At 37.6% G+C, this 15,427-nt stretch carries 16 protein-coding genes; 10 read left to right on the top strand and 6 right to left on the bottom strand.

Annotated elements, in window-relative coordinates; genetic code table 11:
- Positions 1–117: 117 nt before the first annotated feature.
- The 3 genes from AOB46_RS15835 (at position 118) to secG (ending at position 3,992) form a co-directional block, all read left to right on the top strand.
- Positions 118–1,431 (top strand): M16 family metallopeptidase, encoded by a 1,314-nt coding sequence (locus AOB46_RS15835; protein ID WP_062701126.1) that lies wholly within the window; start codon positions 118–120, stop codon positions 1,429–1,431.
- 46 nt (positions 1,432–1,477) lie between these two features.
- Positions 1,478–3,508, top strand: a complete 2,031-nt coding sequence (locus AOB46_RS15830) for a M16 family metallopeptidase (RefSeq protein WP_062701123.1) — start codon at positions 1,478–1,480, stop codon at positions 3,506–3,508.
- 133 nt (positions 3,509–3,641) lie between these two features.
- Positions 3,642–3,992 carry a preprotein translocase subunit SecG gene (gene secG, locus AOB46_RS15825; RefSeq protein WP_062701121.1) on the top strand — a complete coding sequence of 117 codons (351 nt, stop codon included), beginning with the start codon at positions 3,642–3,644 and terminating at the stop codon, positions 3,990–3,992.
- 56 nt (positions 3,993–4,048) lie between these two features.
- On the opposite strand, the gene AOB46_RS15820 is transcribed toward secG, so the two are convergent.
- Complete coding sequence (locus tag AOB46_RS15820; RefSeq protein ID WP_117590584.1) at positions 4,049–4,888, bottom strand: glycosyltransferase family 2 protein; 840 nt, start codon at positions 4,886–4,888, stop codon at positions 4,049–4,051.
- Complete coding sequence (recR, locus tag AOB46_RS15815) at positions 4,884–5,495, bottom strand: recombination mediator RecR (protein ID WP_062701117.1); 612 nt, start codon at positions 5,493–5,495, stop codon at positions 4,884–4,886. Before recR ends, AOB46_RS15820 begins: the two co-directional genes overlap by 5 nt.
- Positions 5,496–5,730: 235 nt before the next feature.
- Here recR and AOB46_RS15810 point away from each other — a divergent pair, with 235 nt between their 5' ends.
- From AOB46_RS15810 to AOB46_RS15790, 5 genes are all read left to right on the top strand, one after another.
- The gene (locus AOB46_RS15810; protein ID WP_062701115.1) at positions 5,731–6,336 is read left to right on the top strand and encodes a hypothetical protein; all 606 of its coding nucleotides are present in this window, start codon (positions 5,731–5,733) and stop codon (positions 6,334–6,336) included.
- A gap of 19 nt (positions 6,337–6,355) precedes the next feature.
- Positions 6,356–6,847 carry a hypothetical protein gene (locus AOB46_RS15805; RefSeq protein WP_062701113.1) on the top strand — a complete coding sequence of 164 codons (492 nt, stop codon included), beginning with the start codon at positions 6,356–6,358 and terminating at the stop codon, positions 6,845–6,847.
- Between the two features lie 122 nt (positions 6,848–6,969).
- Positions 6,970–8,412, top strand: coding sequence for an aminoacyl-histidine dipeptidase (locus AOB46_RS15800; RefSeq protein ID WP_062701111.1), 1,443 nt, complete (start codon positions 6,970–6,972; stop codon positions 8,410–8,412).
- 75 nt (positions 8,413–8,487) lie between these two features.
- Positions 8,488–9,069 (top strand): TIGR00730 family Rossman fold protein, encoded by a 582-nt coding sequence (locus AOB46_RS15795; protein WP_062701109.1) that lies wholly within the window; start codon positions 8,488–8,490, stop codon positions 9,067–9,069.
- 15 nt (positions 9,070–9,084) lie between these two features.
- On the top strand, positions 9,085–9,624 hold the full coding sequence (locus tag AOB46_RS15790; protein WP_062701106.1) for a hypothetical protein: 540 nt from the start codon (positions 9,085–9,087) through the stop codon (positions 9,622–9,624).
- Positions 9,625–9,698: 74 nt separating this feature from the next.
- Here AOB46_RS15790 and AOB46_RS15785 read toward each other — a convergent pair whose 3' ends face one another.
- Together AOB46_RS15785 and AOB46_RS15780 are read right to left on the bottom strand one after the other, a co-directional pair.
- Positions 9,699–10,028 (bottom strand): 2Fe-2S iron-sulfur cluster binding domain-containing protein, encoded by a 330-nt coding sequence (locus AOB46_RS15785; RefSeq protein ID WP_062701105.1) that lies wholly within the window; start codon positions 10,026–10,028, stop codon positions 9,699–9,701.
- A gap of 79 nt (positions 10,029–10,107) precedes the next feature.
- Entirely contained in the window at positions 10,108–11,163 is a 1,056-nt protein-coding gene (locus AOB46_RS15780; RefSeq protein ID WP_062701103.1) for an NAD(P)/FAD-dependent oxidoreductase, read from the bottom strand.
- 156 nt (positions 11,164–11,319) lie between these two features.
- On the opposite strand from AOB46_RS15780, the gene AOB46_RS15775 reads away from it, so the two are divergent.
- Positions 11,320–12,090: a DUF3108 domain-containing protein gene (locus AOB46_RS15775; protein WP_062701101.1), complete on the top strand. Its 771-nt coding sequence runs from the start codon at positions 11,320–11,322 to the stop codon at positions 12,088–12,090.
- 262 nt (positions 12,091–12,352) lie between these two features.
- On the opposite strand, the gene pheS is transcribed toward AOB46_RS15775, so the two are convergent.
- Positions 12,353–13,363, bottom strand: coding sequence for a phenylalanine--tRNA ligase subunit alpha (pheS, locus tag AOB46_RS15770; RefSeq protein WP_062701098.1), 1,011 nt, complete (start codon positions 13,361–13,363; stop codon positions 12,353–12,355).
- A gap of 126 nt (positions 13,364–13,489) precedes the next feature.
- A complete protein-coding gene (locus AOB46_RS15765) occupies positions 13,490–14,149 on the bottom strand; it encodes a YceI family protein (protein ID WP_062701095.1) in 660 nt (219 codons plus the stop codon).
- 76 nt (positions 14,150–14,225) lie between these two features.
- On the opposite strand from AOB46_RS15765, the gene AOB46_RS15760 reads away from it, so the two are divergent.
- Positions 14,226–15,161 carry a sulfate/molybdate ABC transporter ATP-binding protein gene (locus tag AOB46_RS15760; protein WP_062701093.1) on the top strand — a complete coding sequence of 312 codons (936 nt, stop codon included), beginning with the start codon at positions 14,226–14,228 and terminating at the stop codon, positions 15,159–15,161.
- Positions 15,162–15,427: the final 266 nt, after the last annotated feature.

Genomic DNA, 15,427 nt, shown 5'->3' with positions numbered 1-15,427 from the left:
CTTTCATTCCGATTTTAAAATAATTTTCATGTTCTTACAGAAATGAAAAAAATATGTAAAGAAATGTAACAAATACTCTGTTTTCTCTACTAATTTATGCAAAACAATTTCTGCTTTATGAAAAAACGACTTCTTTCTGTTGCAGCTGCATCTTTTTTCGGAATGATGCTGAATGCACAGCAAATTAAATTCGAAGAGTATGACTTGCCAAACGGCCTTCACGTAATCCTTCATCAAGATAATTCTGCACCGGTAGTTACTACAGGAGTAATGTATCATGTAGGAGCCAAGGACGAGACTGCAAAAAGAACAGGCTTTGCTCACTTCTTTGAACACCTTTTATTTGAAGGAACGCCTAATATAAAAAGAGGTGAATGGATGAAAATTGTTTCTTCCAACGGGGGACAGAACAATGCCAACACCAGTAACGACAGAACTTATTATTATGAAACTTTCCCATCCAACAACGAACAGCTTGGACTGTGGATGGAAGCGGAAAGAATGCGCCATGCCGTAATCAACCAGATCGGGGTGGATACTCAGAGGGAAGTTGTAAAAGAAGAAAAGAGGCTGAACATGGATAACAGACCGTACGGGAATCTTTTCACCGCTATTCTTAACAATATGTTCACCAACAGCCAGTACCACTGGCCTACGATTGGCTCTATGGAAGATCTTAATGCTGCCAAGCTGGAAGAATTCCAGAATTTCTACAAAAAATATTATATCCCGAATAATGCAACTTTAGTTGTAGCAGGAGATATTAAGTCTGAACAGACTAAAAAATGGATTCAGGAGTATTACGGAGGGATTCCGAAAGGAGCGCCTATTACAAGAACCTACACTAAAGATGCTCCTATTACTCAGGAAAAAGTAGTAACGTATACGGATGCCAATATTCAGCTTCCTGCTTATATTTATGGATACAGAACGCCTGCTAATACAGAAAGAGACTCCAAAATACTGGACATGCTTTCTGCTTACCTGAGCGGTGGAAAATCCTCAGTTTTATACAAAAAGCTGGTAGATCAGGATAAGAAAGCTTTACAGGTTTCTGCTAATCCGATTGCTTTTGAAAAAGACGGAGTTTTTGCATTTTTTGCCATCCCGATGGGACCTACACCTGAAGCGGATCTGAGAAAAGTAATTGATGAAGAAATCAAAAAAGTTCAGACTACTTTAATTTCTGAAGAAGATTATCAGAAACTTCAGAATCAGTTTGAAAATCAGTTTGTAAATGCTAACTCAAGTATTCAGGGAATTGCTGTTTCACTGGCAACCAACCACGTATTGATGGGAGATACCAACCTTATCAATAAGGAAATTGAAATTTACAGATCAATCACCAGACAAGATCTGCAAAATGCGGCTAAAAAGTATCTGAATCCTAACCAAAGAGTAATCATTAACTACCTTCCTGAGAAAAAGTAATCTACGGAGTACAGGAAAGAATTGATTACCATAATAATTTTTACAAATGAAAAAGCAATTAACATATATAGCGGCAGCATTTTTATTCGCAGGAATGCTTTCTGCACAAAAAATAGACCTTAACGCAATGCCAAAGCCGGGGCCAACTCCTGCCATCAATATTGCTAAACCAAAAACATTCCAGATGAGCAACGGGCTCACTGTAATGGTGGTAGAAAACAATAAACTGCCGAGAGTAAGCGCCAGCCTTTCCATGGACAGGCCTCCTTATTATGAAGGAAATGTAACCGGAGTAAGCGAGATCATGGCAGAACAGCTTGAAAACGGGACTAAAAACTTAAGCAAAGATGAATTCAATAAAAAGGTAGACTTTTTAGGAGCTCAAATTAATTTCTCATCAGCAGGTGCTTCTGCAGGATCTTTATCAAAGTATTTCCCTCAGGTTTTAGGACTGATGGCTGATGCTATTATAAATCCTAATTTTTCTGCAGAGGAGATCAAGAACTCGAAGGACAGAACGATTGAAGGTTTAAAGGCCGACGAGAAAAATGCACCTTCTATTGCGTCAAGAGTTTCCAATGCATTAATGTACGGAAAAAATACTTCAAGAGGAGAATTTGAAACCATTGAATCAATCAATAGAATTCAGCTTTCTGATGTACAGAATGTTTATAACAAATATTATACACCAGACAATGCATACCTTGTGATTGTAGGGGACGTGAAGTTTGACCAGATAAAGCCTCAGGTTGAAAAAGCTTTCGGAGGCTGGAAAAAAGCAGGCACCAAGTTTGCTGCTTTAGAGCCCGCTTCTAACGTGGCAAAAACAGAGATTAATGTAGTGGATGTTCCTTCTGCGGTACAATCTGTAGTATCTGTAGGGAATCTGAATACTTTAAAAATGAAAGACCCGAACTATTTTGCGGCTACTATTGCCAATTATATTCTGGGAGGGGGTGCTGAAGCCAGACTTTTCATGAATCTTCGTGAGAAGAACGGATTCACTTACGGAGCTTACTCCAGCATGAGTGCCAGCAAATATACTCCGGTATTTTCTGCTGAAGCCAGTGTAAGAAATGAGGTTACTGACAAAGCCATTAAGGAATTCATGACTGAACTTAACGGAATTACCACGATAAAACCTCAGGAATTAGAAAATGCAAAGGCCAAACTGAAAGGATCTTTCATTATGGCTCTTGAAAAACCTGAAACCATCGCAAGATTTGCTTTAAACCAGAAAGTACAGGATCTTCCGGCAGATTTCTACTCCAATTATCTGAAATCTATTGATAAAGTAACGGTGGCTGATGTTTCTGCTGCTGCTAAAGCTACAATCCTTCCTAACCAGAGCAGAATCTTCATCGCTGGAAAAGCAGCTGATATTTCTGAAGGACTGGAAAAACTGGGCTATCCGGTAAAATATTTTGACAGAGAAGCGAATCCAATCGCTAAACCTGCTGTACAAAAGGTAGACGCCAATGTTACTGCTGCATCTGTAGCCGATAAATACATTAATGCAATCGGCGGTCTGGCTGCAGTTCAAAAGGTTACTTCTATTTCTTCGGATGCTACCACTAAAATCCAGGGAATGGATATGAGCATGAAACTAATCCAGGCTAAAGGCGGCAAAATGCTTATGGAGCTGAAAATGGCAGGAAATACTCTTCAGAAGATTGTTTTTGACGGTAAAGAAGGCTATCAGCAGGCGCAGGGGCAAAAAGTTCCTTTAACGGATAAAGAAAAAGCTGAAATGACTGAACCTGAGCTTTTCCCTGAGCTTACTTTCGCAAAATCTGCGGATATTAAAGTGGCAGGAATCGAAAAATACAACAATGAAGATTCATATGTGGTAAAAGGGCCTAAAGACACATATTATTACAGTGTTAAAACAGGTCTTAAGACCGGAGAGATCAAAGCATCTGAAGGAGGTTCCATTCCTACAAGCTATAACAATTATAAAGATGTTTCAGGCGTTAAACTTCCGTTTACCATCATCCAGAATATGGGCGGTATGGATGTAGATCTGACTGTACAATCTTACCAGCTGAACCAGGCTAAAGATTCAGACTTTAAATAAAAACAGCCTGTTTTCATATAAAAAACGACAGCAAATGCTGTCGTTTTTATTTTAAATAATATTTGCAGACATCTTTTTTTGTCATTCGGTAAAAAAAGATTAAATTTGCCCATTCAAAAAGATATCAGAATTAATGGATACTATATTTACACTATTGATGGTTCTTATTATGATTGCCTGCGTTTTACTGGTAATTGTTGTTATGGCTCAAAATCCAAAAGGTGGAGGTCTTTCCAGTACTTTCGGAGGTGCATCTTCTGCACAGTTTGGGGTACAGAGAACCAATGATTTCATGGAAAAAGCAACATGGACGTTAGGAGGAACAATTATCGTTCTTATCCTTATCAGTGTTGTGGTTACCGGAAAACCTTCAACAACTGCTCCGACACAACAGCCTGTGAAAAAAGAGGCTCCGGCAAAACAGCAGTCTGCTCCGGCTTCTACAACAACTCCGGCTCAAACCCCGGTAGCTCCGGCAAAATAATAAAAAGCATAGACTTTTATATAAAACAAAAGCAGTTCAAATTATTGAACTGCTTTTTATTTGAGCTTAATTCTTTCAATTTTATGTCTGAGCTTTAAGCCGGTCTTTAAAAATGAATACTGAACGGGCTTGGAATTTTTATAATATTTATCAATAAAAATCAGCATGGCTCCGTAAAATCTTTCGAGATATACTTCATCTTTAATCGTGCTTTCTCCTTTATGATGAAGAATAGAGGCTTTTCCGTAATAATAATTTTTATAGCCGCTTCTTAATAAGGTATAGCAAAGATCAATATCCTCACCATACATGAAATAGGTTTCATCCAGCCCTCCTATTTTTTCGTACACTTCTTTCTTCACCAGCAGAAATGCCCCCGTAAGCACATCTACTTCTGCTACAGCATATTCATTAATATCGTTTCTGTAATAGGATTTTGAGTTGTTCTTTTTAAAATTGGTAAACAGCTTTTCAAAAGAATTGAACATATCAGGAACAGAACGTTTGCTTTCAGGCAGAAAAACACCTTGTGCATCGTGCATTCGTACGCCAAGCCCTCCAAAATCGGGCTTAGAATCGGCAAAATCCAGAAGTTCCTGCATGTAGAAACCTTCCAGTTCTGTATCAGGATTTAAGATCAGAAGATATTCTCCGGATGCTGTTTTAATGGCTTTATTATTGGCTATGGCAAAACCGTCATTAGATTCGGAAGCAATGAAATGGACTTCCGGAAATTCAGAGATCAGTTCTTTCCACGAACTGTCCGTAGAGGCATTGTCGATAACAATGATTTCACAGATTTCCTGATCTGTATATTTCTGGACAGACAAAAGACAGTTCCTGAGCAGCCGGGTAACATTATAATTGACGATAATAACAGACAGCTTCATATTAATCTTTTTCGTTATACGGAAGCCTGTTGATAATAGATCTTCCTAAAGAAATTTCATCCGCATATTCAAGCTCATCTCCTACTGAAATTCCTCTGGCAATGCTTGAAAAGCTCACATTGAAGTTTTTAAACTTCTTATAAATATAATAAGCCGTTGTATCTCCTTCCATAGTAGCACTCAGCGCAAAGATGAATTCTTTCACTTTCCCTTCATTCAGCTTTCTTTCAATACTCGGGATATTCAGCTGGGAAGGCCCTATTCCTTCCATGGGTGATATTTTCCCGCCTAAAATCAGGTATTTCCCTGTAAACTTCCCTGTATTTTCAATAGCAATAACATCTCTTACATCTTCTACAATACAGATCAGCTCACTGCTTCTCTTCTCATTATCACATATTTCACATACATCAAAATCAGAGAAATTATGGCATTCTCTGCAGTATTTTATTTCATTAACAAGATTAATCAGGGAGTTTCCGAGGCCTACTGCCCTGGAGCTAGGCTGTTTCAATAAATGTAATGCCAGCCGCAAAGCCGTTTTTCTTCCTATCCCGGGCAGTCCCGAAATTTCATCAACCGCCTTTGCCAAAACTTTACTAGGGTAATCCATAACGCAAAAATAAGGAATATAGTTGAGGAGTGCCAGTGGTTTATGGAATGGTTTTGTCCTCAATATGTAATGTCTGATATTTAGGTTAAGATAAAGAATAGCAGATGCAGTCTCATATCTATTATCTATCCGTCTGTTATCTATTATCTTTTATCTCTCTCCTCTCTTTTTTCCTCAATCTCTAAAAAAACCTCTATCTTTGGGTTCGAATATTAATTGAAGAAAAATAAACTCGATGGTACTTAAAAACCTTAATTATCCGCTGGATTTCAAATTCAAAATCACCACATTAGCCAGCGACTTTAACATTACAGACCGAAACGGAAATTATGTGGCCTATGTCCGTCAGAAAATGTTCAGGCTGAAAGAAGATGTTATTGTGTTCAATGATGAAAGCAAATCTAAAGAACTGTTCAGGATCAAAGCCAATCAATGGATTGATTTCAATGCTTCTTATTCTCTGAATGATATCACTGAAAACAAAAATTACGGAAGACTGGCCAGAAAAGGAATGCGTTCTATCTGGAAAGCAAGCTATGATATTCTTGACGCCAATGATCAGCCTAAATTCAAAGTACAGGAAGACAGTGCATGGGTAAGATTCTGGGATGGTTTCGTAGGTGAAATTCCAATCATCGGAATGTTTACAGGATATTTCCTTAATCCGTCTTACACCGTAACCGGAACTGACGGAAAAGCTTATTTTAAAATGAAAAAAATGCCTTCACTCTTCGGAAGAAGATTTCAGCTGGACAGAATGATTGATATTGATGATGAAGATGAGAGTCTTGTCATCCTATCATTACTGATGATGGTTCTTCTGGAAAGAGCAAGGGGCTAAATCTTAAAAACAACAGACAATGAAATATCTGATTATTTTCTTTTCAGCATTACTTTTAACAGCGTGTAAAAAGGATAAAGGTTCCGTTACTGAGGCCGCAACTGCCGATTCTCTGAATATTGCAAAAGATTCTGCAAAAACAGAAGCTTCATCAGGAAAAATACTGGTAGACACCTTCCCTTTTCCGAAAGAGATTAAAGAATGTTCATGTTATTTTGCCAGAAATAAGGCTGATTTTGAAGCAGAGAAATACATCTATGCAGATGATGCCGGAAAAACAGCTTATATGAAGCTGGACGGACAAAGACTAGCCATGAATCTGATCTCCTCAAGCGATATGGAAGCTGATGAGGAACTTACCAAAGAAATAGAAAACGACAACTATAAAATCTCTGTAAAAGGCAAAAAAATAAAAGGCGAGGAAGCTTTATTATTCGAAGGTACCCTGACGATTGAAAAACCGGACGGAACGGTAGAGACAATGCCTATTTACGGAGAATGCGGATGTTAATAAAAAAAGGATGCAGACGAATGAGCAGATTTACCGTTTTGCTCTGAAAACTCCCTACAAAAAATGCTTCTGAATTCACGGAAGCATTTTTTATTTCGTAATTTTGAGAAAAAATAAATTTCATGGAATTATCTAATATAGAACCGCAGATTATCTGGAAAAACTTCTCCAGACTGAATGCTGTTCCAAGACCATCAAAGAAAGAAGAAAAAGTAATTGCTTTCATCAAGGAATTTGGTGAAAATCTGGGACTTGAAACGACTGTGGATGAAATAGGAAACGTAATCATTAAAAAACCGGCTACGGCCGGAATGGAAAACCGCAAATCCGTTGTGCTTCAGTCGCACCTGGATATGGTTTGCCAGAAAAACAATGACGTTAATTTTGATTTTGAAACGGAAGGCATCAAAATGGAGATTGACGGGGACTGGGTAAAGGCAAAAGGAACTACTTTAGGAGCTGACAATGGCTTAGGAGTAGCAACAATCATGTCCATCCTTGAAAGTTCAGATATTCCTCACCCTGCTCTGGAAGCGCTTTTCACCATTGATGAGGAAACCGGAATGACAGGAGCATTAGGCTTAAAACCGGGACAACTGACGGGTGAAATCCTACTGAACCTTGATACGGAAGAAGATGACGAAATTGATATAGGCTGTGCAGGAGGTGTTGACGTAACCATTACCCAGCAATATGAAACAGAAGCCCCTAAAGGACAAATCGTAAGAATTGAAGTTAAAGGACTTCAGGGGGGACATTCCGGAATGGACATTCATAAAGGTTTCGGAAATGCCAATATTATCCTGGGAAGACTTCTTTACAGCGGTCTCGCCAAGGAAAACATCCAGCTGATCTCTATTGACAGCGGAGGGCTTAGAAATGCTATCCCAAGAGAAGGTGTTGCTCTGGTTTCTGTGCGAAATGCTCAGGAATTCATTGAGGAAGTAACTGTTCTTAAAAAAGATATTTTAGAAGAATTTGCTTCTGTTGAACCGGCCATCCAGATTAATATTGAAAACTCTACTTCAGCGGATAAAGCTGTTTCTGAAGACAATTCCAGAAAGATCATTCTGACTTTAAAATCTCTTCACAACGGGGTTTACAGAATGAGCCCGGATGTGAAAGATCTTGTAGAAGCGTCTAATAACGTAGCCAGAGTGGAATTAAAAGGCGGAGAGCTTAAAATCCTAAACCTTACCAGATCATCTGTAGATTCTTCCAAATATTCTGTGGCAGAACAATTAAAATCTGTGGCAGAATTAGCAGGAATGAACGTAGAGTTCAGCGGTTCCTATCCGGGATGGAAGCCTAAGCCAGGTTCAGAAATCGTTCAGCTGATGGAAAAACTGTACACAGAGAAATTCGGAGAAAAACCCCATGTTGTGGCTTGCCATGCAGGACTGGAATGCGGAATCATCGGAGCCAACTATCCTGAAATGGAAATGGTGAGTTTCGGACCAACAATCAGAGGGGCCCACTCTCCCGATGAAAAGGCGAATATTCCTTCAGCACAGAAATTCTGGAGCTTTACAAAAGATATTTTAGCGAATATCCCTTTGAAATAAATTAAATAATATTGCTATATTGAATATCCAAAGTCTTATGATTTTGGATATTTTTAATTTTAAATCCATTTAACGATGAAAAGTATCACCGTATTCTGCGGGTCAAGCTTCGGCTCGGATAAAATCTATGAGGAACAGGCCTTTTTACTGGGTAAAACATTAGCAAAACAAGATATACAATTGGTATACGGAGGTTCGGAAACCGGCTTAATGGGAACCATAGCCAATGGAGCCTTAAGCGAAAACGGAAAAGTGACCGGCATTCTTCCCCAGTTTTTAAAATCCAAAGAAATCGCCCATAAAAATTTAACAGAGCTTATCCTTGTGGAAACCATGCACGAGAGGAAAACTAAAATGAATGAGCTTTGTGATGGTGTTATCGTTCTTCCGGGCGGTTACGGAACCCTTGAAGAATTTTTTGAGATGATCACCTGGGCACAGCTTGGTCTTCACAAAAAACCCATTGGGATTCTTAATATTGACGGGTTTTATGATGACTTAATAAAACTGGTTCAGACCATGGTGGATAAAGGTTTTTTAAAGCAGGTGAACCGGGATATGCTTTTGATAAGTAGAAACATCGAAGAACTTTTGGAAAAGATGAGAAACTATCAGGCACCTACAGTTGGTAAGTGGATTTCGAAGGATAAAGTTTAAAATAATGATTGATAAATGATGATTAAATTTATATTGATATTATTCTCTTCATTCCTTTTAAATAATTTTTGTAAGGCGCAAAAATCAAGATACATCTTCAAAGAATATACAAATGATCTGAATAATGATAAAATTCCTGACAATATAGAAATTGAAAGCGTTAAATGTAAAAATAATTATATTGGAGATTATGATGATATGAACTGTAGAATTGTAAGAATAGACTTGTTACAAAAAGACGGAACATCTTCATTTTCTACATCAAACAATAATATTGTGCCTTGTTCAGACTGTAATGAAGATCTCACAGATCCTTTCAAGGATTTAAAAATTAGAAAGAATAGTTTTTCTATTATTCTAGTCTACCAATTGGTTCCAGAAGGGACAAAAATGAAAAAAATAATTACTTTTAAGTATGATAAACTTTCAAATAATTTCATTCTTCACAAAGAAGTTAGAATATCTGAATCCTATAAAAATGGGGAAGTTGAAAGTAAAACAAAAGTTGAAACGGTTAAAGATTTTGGAACAATTTATTTTTCAGATTACAGATAATAGCTTTTTTAGCATAAACAAAACCCGTCCGAAAAGCTCGAACGGGTTTCTTATTAAGATTAAAAAATATTCGTTTAAGGATAAGGAGCGATTTCTACTTCCAGTCCTTCCATTTCATTAACGATGTGCAGCTGGCATCCCAGTCTGCTGTTGTCTTTTACATGGAAAGCTTCTGCAAGCATGGCATCTTCTTCTGCACCCATTGGCTCAAGCCCCGGATCGTTGATTACATACACCTGGCATGAAGCGCACATGGCCATTCCTCCGCATACACCAATAGTTCCTTCTTCTGCCAGTTCATAAGAACGGATAATTTCCATGAGGTTCATAGACATATCCGTAGGGGCTACTACATCGTGGGTTACTCCTTCTCTATCGGTGATTTTAATATTGATATCGTTCATTTACTGATAATTGCTGGTTAATAGTTAATGACAAACAGATCTTCATCTCTGATGCTCTGTCATTTTCCCTGCAGCAAATTTAGTCAATTTTTTTAACAACTGCCTTCTCAGCTTCTTTACGGCTTCCGTCAAATCCGTCTACACCACTTACTGTTGTATATTTCAGAACGAATTTTTTCCCTGGGTTTAATCTGTTGTATACACTCTGACACATTAAAGTAGCTTCGTGGAATCCACAAAGAATCAGCTTTAGTTTTCCAGGATAGGTATTGATATCACCAATCGCATAGATACCATCGATGTTGGTTTGATAATCCAGAGCATTGTTTACTACGATCGCATTTTTTTCGATATTTAATCCCCAGTTTCCGATTTCTCCCAGCTTCGGAGTAAGACCGAATAAAGGAATGAAATAATCTGTTTCAATATCGTAAGCTTCCTGACCTTCTACCTCTACGGTAATTGCTTCTACTTTTCCGTTCCCTTTAATGGCAGTAACTTCAGCAGGGGTAATCAGTTTTATTTTTCCCTGATTTTTAAGATCCTGAACTTTTTCTACTGAATCCAGAGCTCCTCTGAACTCATTTCTTCTGTGGATCAAAGTTACTTCACTGGCAACATTGGAAAGGAAAATACTCCAGTCAAGAGCAGAATCTCCTCCTCCTGCAATCACCACTTTTTTATTTCTGAAATGCTCAGGCTCTTTTACAAAATATTCAAGTCCTTTTTCTTCATAATCAGCAACATTCTCAATTGTTGGCTTTCTCGGCTCAAAAGTTCCCAAACCTCCTGCAATGGCAATGGCTTTAGCTCTGTGAACTGTTCCTTTGTTAGTAATTACTTCAAACCATTCATCATCTACTTTTGTGTAAGAAACCGCAGTCTCTCCTAAAGTAAATCCAGGCTGGAACTGTTTAATCTGTTCCATTAAATTATCAATCAATTCTCCGGCATTTACTGAAGGATACCCCGGAATATCGAAAATAGGCTTTTTAGGATAAAGTTCCGCCAACTGTCCTCCCGGCTGTGGAAGTGCATCAATAATATGGCACTTCATTTTCAATAATCCTGCTTCAAATACAGCAAAAAGCCCGGTAGGTCCGGCACCTATGATCAATATATCGGTAGTTATCATAATAAAAAGATAATTTAATTATACATATACCTGCAAATTTACTAATTTTAATGCGAAGCCTATTTAATTGATTCTAAATAAAAACCTGAGATTTATCAAATACATTCAAATATCCGGTGTTTTTAAATTTGGCAGTGTTTTTGTAAAAGTCATATCATGAAGAAAATTTTAAACCTTTTTGCAGTATTCCTGTTCTTTTTGGGTCAAGCCCAGGTTGATAATATCGCTGATGGTGAATCTATTACCCTCAGAATACATTATGGCATTCTGAATGCGGGAACAGCTAATCTTACGACCAAAACCACAACGTATATGGGAGTTCCCCATCTTTATGTGAAAGGGACAGGACAGACCACAGGTGCCGTAAAAGCATTCTTTAAGGTAGAAGATCTGTATGAAAGTTTTATCAATATGCAGACCGGTCTGCCGAGCTTTTATGTAAGAAATGTACGTGAAGGAAGCTACCGCCAGCATTTTGAAACCGTTTTTAATCATAACGATAATACTTTGATCTTAACGGATAAGAAAACTCCGGCTAACGGATCAAAAGTGATTAAATCCGTAAAAGGAGTTCAGGATATGCTTTCCTGCTTTTATTATCTGAGAAGCAAAAGCCCCAATGAACTGAAAGTAGGCACTGTGATAAACATGAATGTATGGATTGATGATGAAATGTTCCCTTTCCAGCTCAAAGTAATCGGAACAGAGGATCTGAAGACAAAATTCGGGAAGATCAACTGCCTGAAAATCATACCGTCTGTAAAAAGCGGAAGGGTTTTTAAGCAAAAAGAAGGTGTTACCATGTGGGTTTCCAATGATGCCAACCATGTTCCCATGCTGTTGAAAGCTGAACTTGCCGTAGGATCTTTAAAAGCCAGTATTGACGACTACAAAAATGTAAAGTATCCTTTAAAGTTTATCAAGTAAAAGTATCCCTTTTTTATAAATCAAATGTCTGTAAAATTTTTACAGGCATTTTTTTATTCCGGATGTAATATTTTCCGGAAGACGGTTGTCTTAATAATAACAGCAGAGGAAAACTGAATAAAAAATATCTTCAGGAACCTTTCCCGGCAGCCTTAAAAAAACACGTTGTAATTTTTCAATAAGATCGTTTTTAATTACGTTTTGTTTCTTAGGTCAGTAATTAAAAACAAAACCCTCCGGAAATTCCGGAGGGTTGATTTTTTTATAATGTTTTGAACTGTTCTAAAGTTCTGATATCATTTTCAAAGAACATTCGGATGTCGCTCATCTGGTAAAGAAGCATTACAATTCTCTCAATACCCATCCCGAAAGCATATCCTGAATATTTCTCAGCATCAATATTTACATTTTTCAGCACGGCAGGATCTACCATTCCGCAACCCATAATTTCCAACCATCCTGTACCTTTGGTGATTCTGTAATCGGTTTCAGAGTTTAATCCCCAATATACATCAATTTCAGCGCTCGGTTCTGTGAACGGGAAATAGGAAGGTCTCATTCTGATCTTTGATTTTCCGAAAAGCTCTGTAGTGAAGAACTGGATGGTCTGCTTAAGATCTGCAAAGCTTACGTTCTCATCAATATATAATCCTTCAATCTGATGGAAAATACAGTGTGAGCGCGAAGAAACCGCTTCATTTCTGAACACTCTTCCCGGAGATAAAATTCTGATAGGCGGCTGATTTTCTTCCATATAACGGATCTGTACAGAAGAAGTATGTGTTCTTAAAAGAATATCAGGGTTCTGCTCAATGAAGAAAGTATCCTGCATGTCTCTTGCCGGATGGTATTCAGGAAGGTTCAGTGCTGTAAAGTTGTGCCAGTCATCTTCTATTTCAGGACCATCGGCTACAGCAAAACCTATCGATTTAAAAATTTCGATAATTCTGTTTTTTACCAGGTTGATAGGATGCCTTGATCCCAGATCCAAAGGAAAAGCAGGTCTTGTAAGGTCTTCTTTTTCAACAACAATTGAAGACTGGGAAGCTTCTTTAAGATTTTCCAGTTTTCCATTCACGGCCAGCTTCAAAGTATTAATTTTCTGTCCGAAATCTTTTTTCTGGTCGTTAGGAATTGTCTTTAATGTTTCATAAAAATCATTCAGAACCCCTTTCTTCCCATTGTACTTGATTCGGAAGTTTTCTATTTCCTCCTTTGATGTAGCATTGAAGCCGTTTACCTCGGTAAGTAGTTCTTCTATCTTTTCTATCATTGTTTTACCCTTTCAAAATGTTTTGCAAAAATACGGTTTTTAAGTTTAATAATGAATCTGTCATAAAAAAATCTGCCCCTTTTTCGGAGGCAGACTTCAATCACTTATTTCACTTAAATAAAAAAATTATTTCTTTTCTAAAGCTTTAACGTTGATCTGAAGGGTTACCTCATCTTTAATCACTCCGTTTTCAGCAGGAGCCTGGAATTTTACTCCAAACTCTTCTCTTTTGATATCTTTAGGCTCAGTAGCAACACTTACTTCTCCGTCTTTTACGGAAACATTCGCTTTAAACTGAACCGGTTTTGTAATTCCTTTAATCGTTAGGTTACCATCTAATAAAGTATTGTAATCCCCTGAAGTAGTAGGTGCCACTTTTGTAATTTCAAAAGAAGCCGTTGGAAATTTTTCTACTTCAAAGAAATCTCCGCTCTTAAGATGTCCGTTTAATTTCCCTAAACTTTCTGCATCATCCTTTAAATCTACAGAAGTTAAAGAATTCATATCTGCAACAAATTTTCCGCTTTCAAGCTTCCCGTCTTTTACGGTTACATCACCACTTTCAAATTTTATGGTTCCGAAATGGCTTGTATTCTCCGATTTGAAAACTTTATATCCTTTCCACTCCACTTTACTGTTCAATGTATCCAGCGTATACTGGTTCCCTTCCTTTGTAGTGGTTACTTCATTGCTTTCGCTGGTAAGAGGCTTATCTTTTTTACAGGAAACCATTACAGCTGCAGCAAATAAAGCGGGAATAGCTAATGAAAACAGTCTTTTTCTCATTTTTTGATATATTTTTATTACTTCTGCTAATATAATAAAAAAAATTATGTTTTCATAAAAACCTTACATTTGTATTATGCTATTAGAAATAAACAATTTATACTTTTCCCACACCAAAGACAAACCGTTATTCCAGAACCTCAATCTAAGATTTGAAGCAGGAAAAATCATTGCTCTGGCAGGAGAAAGCGGTTGCGGAAAATCTACTCTTCTAAGTCTTATTTACGGACTTCTGGATTGGGAAAGCGGTGAGATTATTTTTAATGGGACCCATCTACTGGGGCCCAAAGGCAATCTTGTTCCCGGAGAAGCGGACATGAAATTTGTTGCCCAGAATTTTGATCTTATGCCGTATGCTACCGTTGCAGAAAATGTAGGAAAATTTATCTCTAATATAAATTTAGCCCAGAAAAAAGAAACCGTCATGGAACTTCTGGAAGTAGTAGGACTTCAGGAGTTTGCCCATGTTCTTCCTAAATATTTAAGCGGCGGCCAGCAGCAGAGGGTAGCTATAGCAAGAGCGCTTTCTGTGTTACCTAAACTGCTTATTTTAGATGAACCTTTCAGTAATCTGGATTTTCCAAGAAAGATAGAACTTCGTGAAAGGCTGTTCAGATATGTGAAACAGCACCAGATCTCCCTGATCATTTCTACGCATGAACTTCAGGATATTATGCCGTGGCTGGATCAGATTGTAATTCTTCAGGATGGAAGACTAATTCAGAATGACGGACCGGAAGAGACTTACAGAAATCCGTATAATTCTTACGTTGCCAGGCTTTTCGGAGAAGTTAATATCTTTAATGAAACCGAGACTGTTGATTTTCAGATTTCCAAATCTTTTTATTACCCGAAGGAAATAAAACTCACAGGAAACGGGCAGGAAGCCGAAGTTCTTGAAAGCAGATTTGCCGGAACCCACTACTGGAACAAAATTAAGGTGAAAGATAAAGAACTGGTGATGTATACTGATGAAAAGATACAGGGAATGATTCGTATTTCATTCGGTTAAAAAAATCAGTTCCTTAGACTTTCGAATTTCAAAACCCGTCATAACTCAAAGATTATCTTACACTTATTGTTAGTTTGTGGATAAAAATATCACAAATACAGAACTTCGTTATTAAACTTTTTCTTACATTTGTATTTACACAGCATAAGGAAATTTTTGGTTAATTCTCTTTCTGCCCTGAGACAGACATTAGCAACTTTTTGCAATTAAGTCTTTGAAAGATTACACTGTCCAATTTTTTCCTTTTTTTGTGCGTTTAACACAAA

The sequence above is a fragment of the Chryseobacterium indologenes genome, assembly GCF_001295265.1.
Lineage (GTDB): Bacteria > Bacteroidota > Bacteroidia > Flavobacteriales > Weeksellaceae > Chryseobacterium > Chryseobacterium indologenes_A.
This window is presented reverse-complemented; position numbering and strand designations above follow the sequence as displayed.

Coding starts and splice junctions, on each gene's coding strand:
- AOB46_RS15795 (WP_062701109.1), top strand. CDS start 8,488: ATGAAAAGTATCACCGTATTCTGCGGGTCAAGCTTCGGCTCGGATAAA.
- AOB46_RS15805 (WP_062701113.1), top strand. CDS start 6,356: ATGAAATATCTGATTATTTTCTTTTCAGCATTACTTTTAACAGCGTGT.
- AOB46_RS15800 (WP_062701111.1), top strand. CDS start 6,970: ATGGAATTATCTAATATAGAACCGCAGATTATCTGGAAAAACTTCTCC.
- AOB46_RS15830 (WP_062701123.1), top strand. CDS start 1,478: ATGAAAAAGCAATTAACATATATAGCGGCAGCATTTTTATTCGCAGGA.
- AOB46_RS15785 (WP_062701105.1), bottom strand. CDS start 10,028: ATGAACGATATCAATATTAAAATCACCGATAGAGAAGGAGTAACCCAC.
- AOB46_RS15835 (WP_062701126.1), top strand. CDS start 118: ATGAAAAAACGACTTCTTTCTGTTGCAGCTGCATCTTTTTTCGGAATG.
- secG (WP_062701121.1), top strand. CDS start 3,642: ATGGATACTATATTTACACTATTGATGGTTCTTATTATGATTGCCTGC.
- AOB46_RS15780 (WP_062701103.1), bottom strand. CDS start 11,163: ATGATAACTACCGATATATTGATCATAGGTGCCGGACCTACCGGGCTT.
- AOB46_RS15760 (WP_062701093.1), top strand. CDS start 14,226: ATGCTATTAGAAATAAACAATTTATACTTTTCCCACACCAAAGACAAA.
- AOB46_RS15765 (WP_062701095.1), bottom strand. CDS start 14,149: ATGAGAAAAAGACTGTTTTCATTAGCTATTCCCGCTTTATTTGCTGCA.
- AOB46_RS15790 (WP_062701106.1), top strand. CDS start 9,085: ATGATGATTAAATTTATATTGATATTATTCTCTTCATTCCTTTTAAAT.
- AOB46_RS15775 (WP_062701101.1), top strand. CDS start 11,320: ATGAAGAAAATTTTAAACCTTTTTGCAGTATTCCTGTTCTTTTTGGGT.
- recR (WP_062701117.1), bottom strand. CDS start 5,495: ATGGATTACCCTAGTAAAGTTTTGGCAAAGGCGGTTGATGAAATTTCG.
- pheS (WP_062701098.1), bottom strand. CDS start 13,363: ATGATAGAAAAGATAGAAGAACTACTTACCGAGGTAAACGGCTTCAAT.
- AOB46_RS15810 (WP_062701115.1), top strand. CDS start 5,731: ATGGTACTTAAAAACCTTAATTATCCGCTGGATTTCAAATTCAAAATC.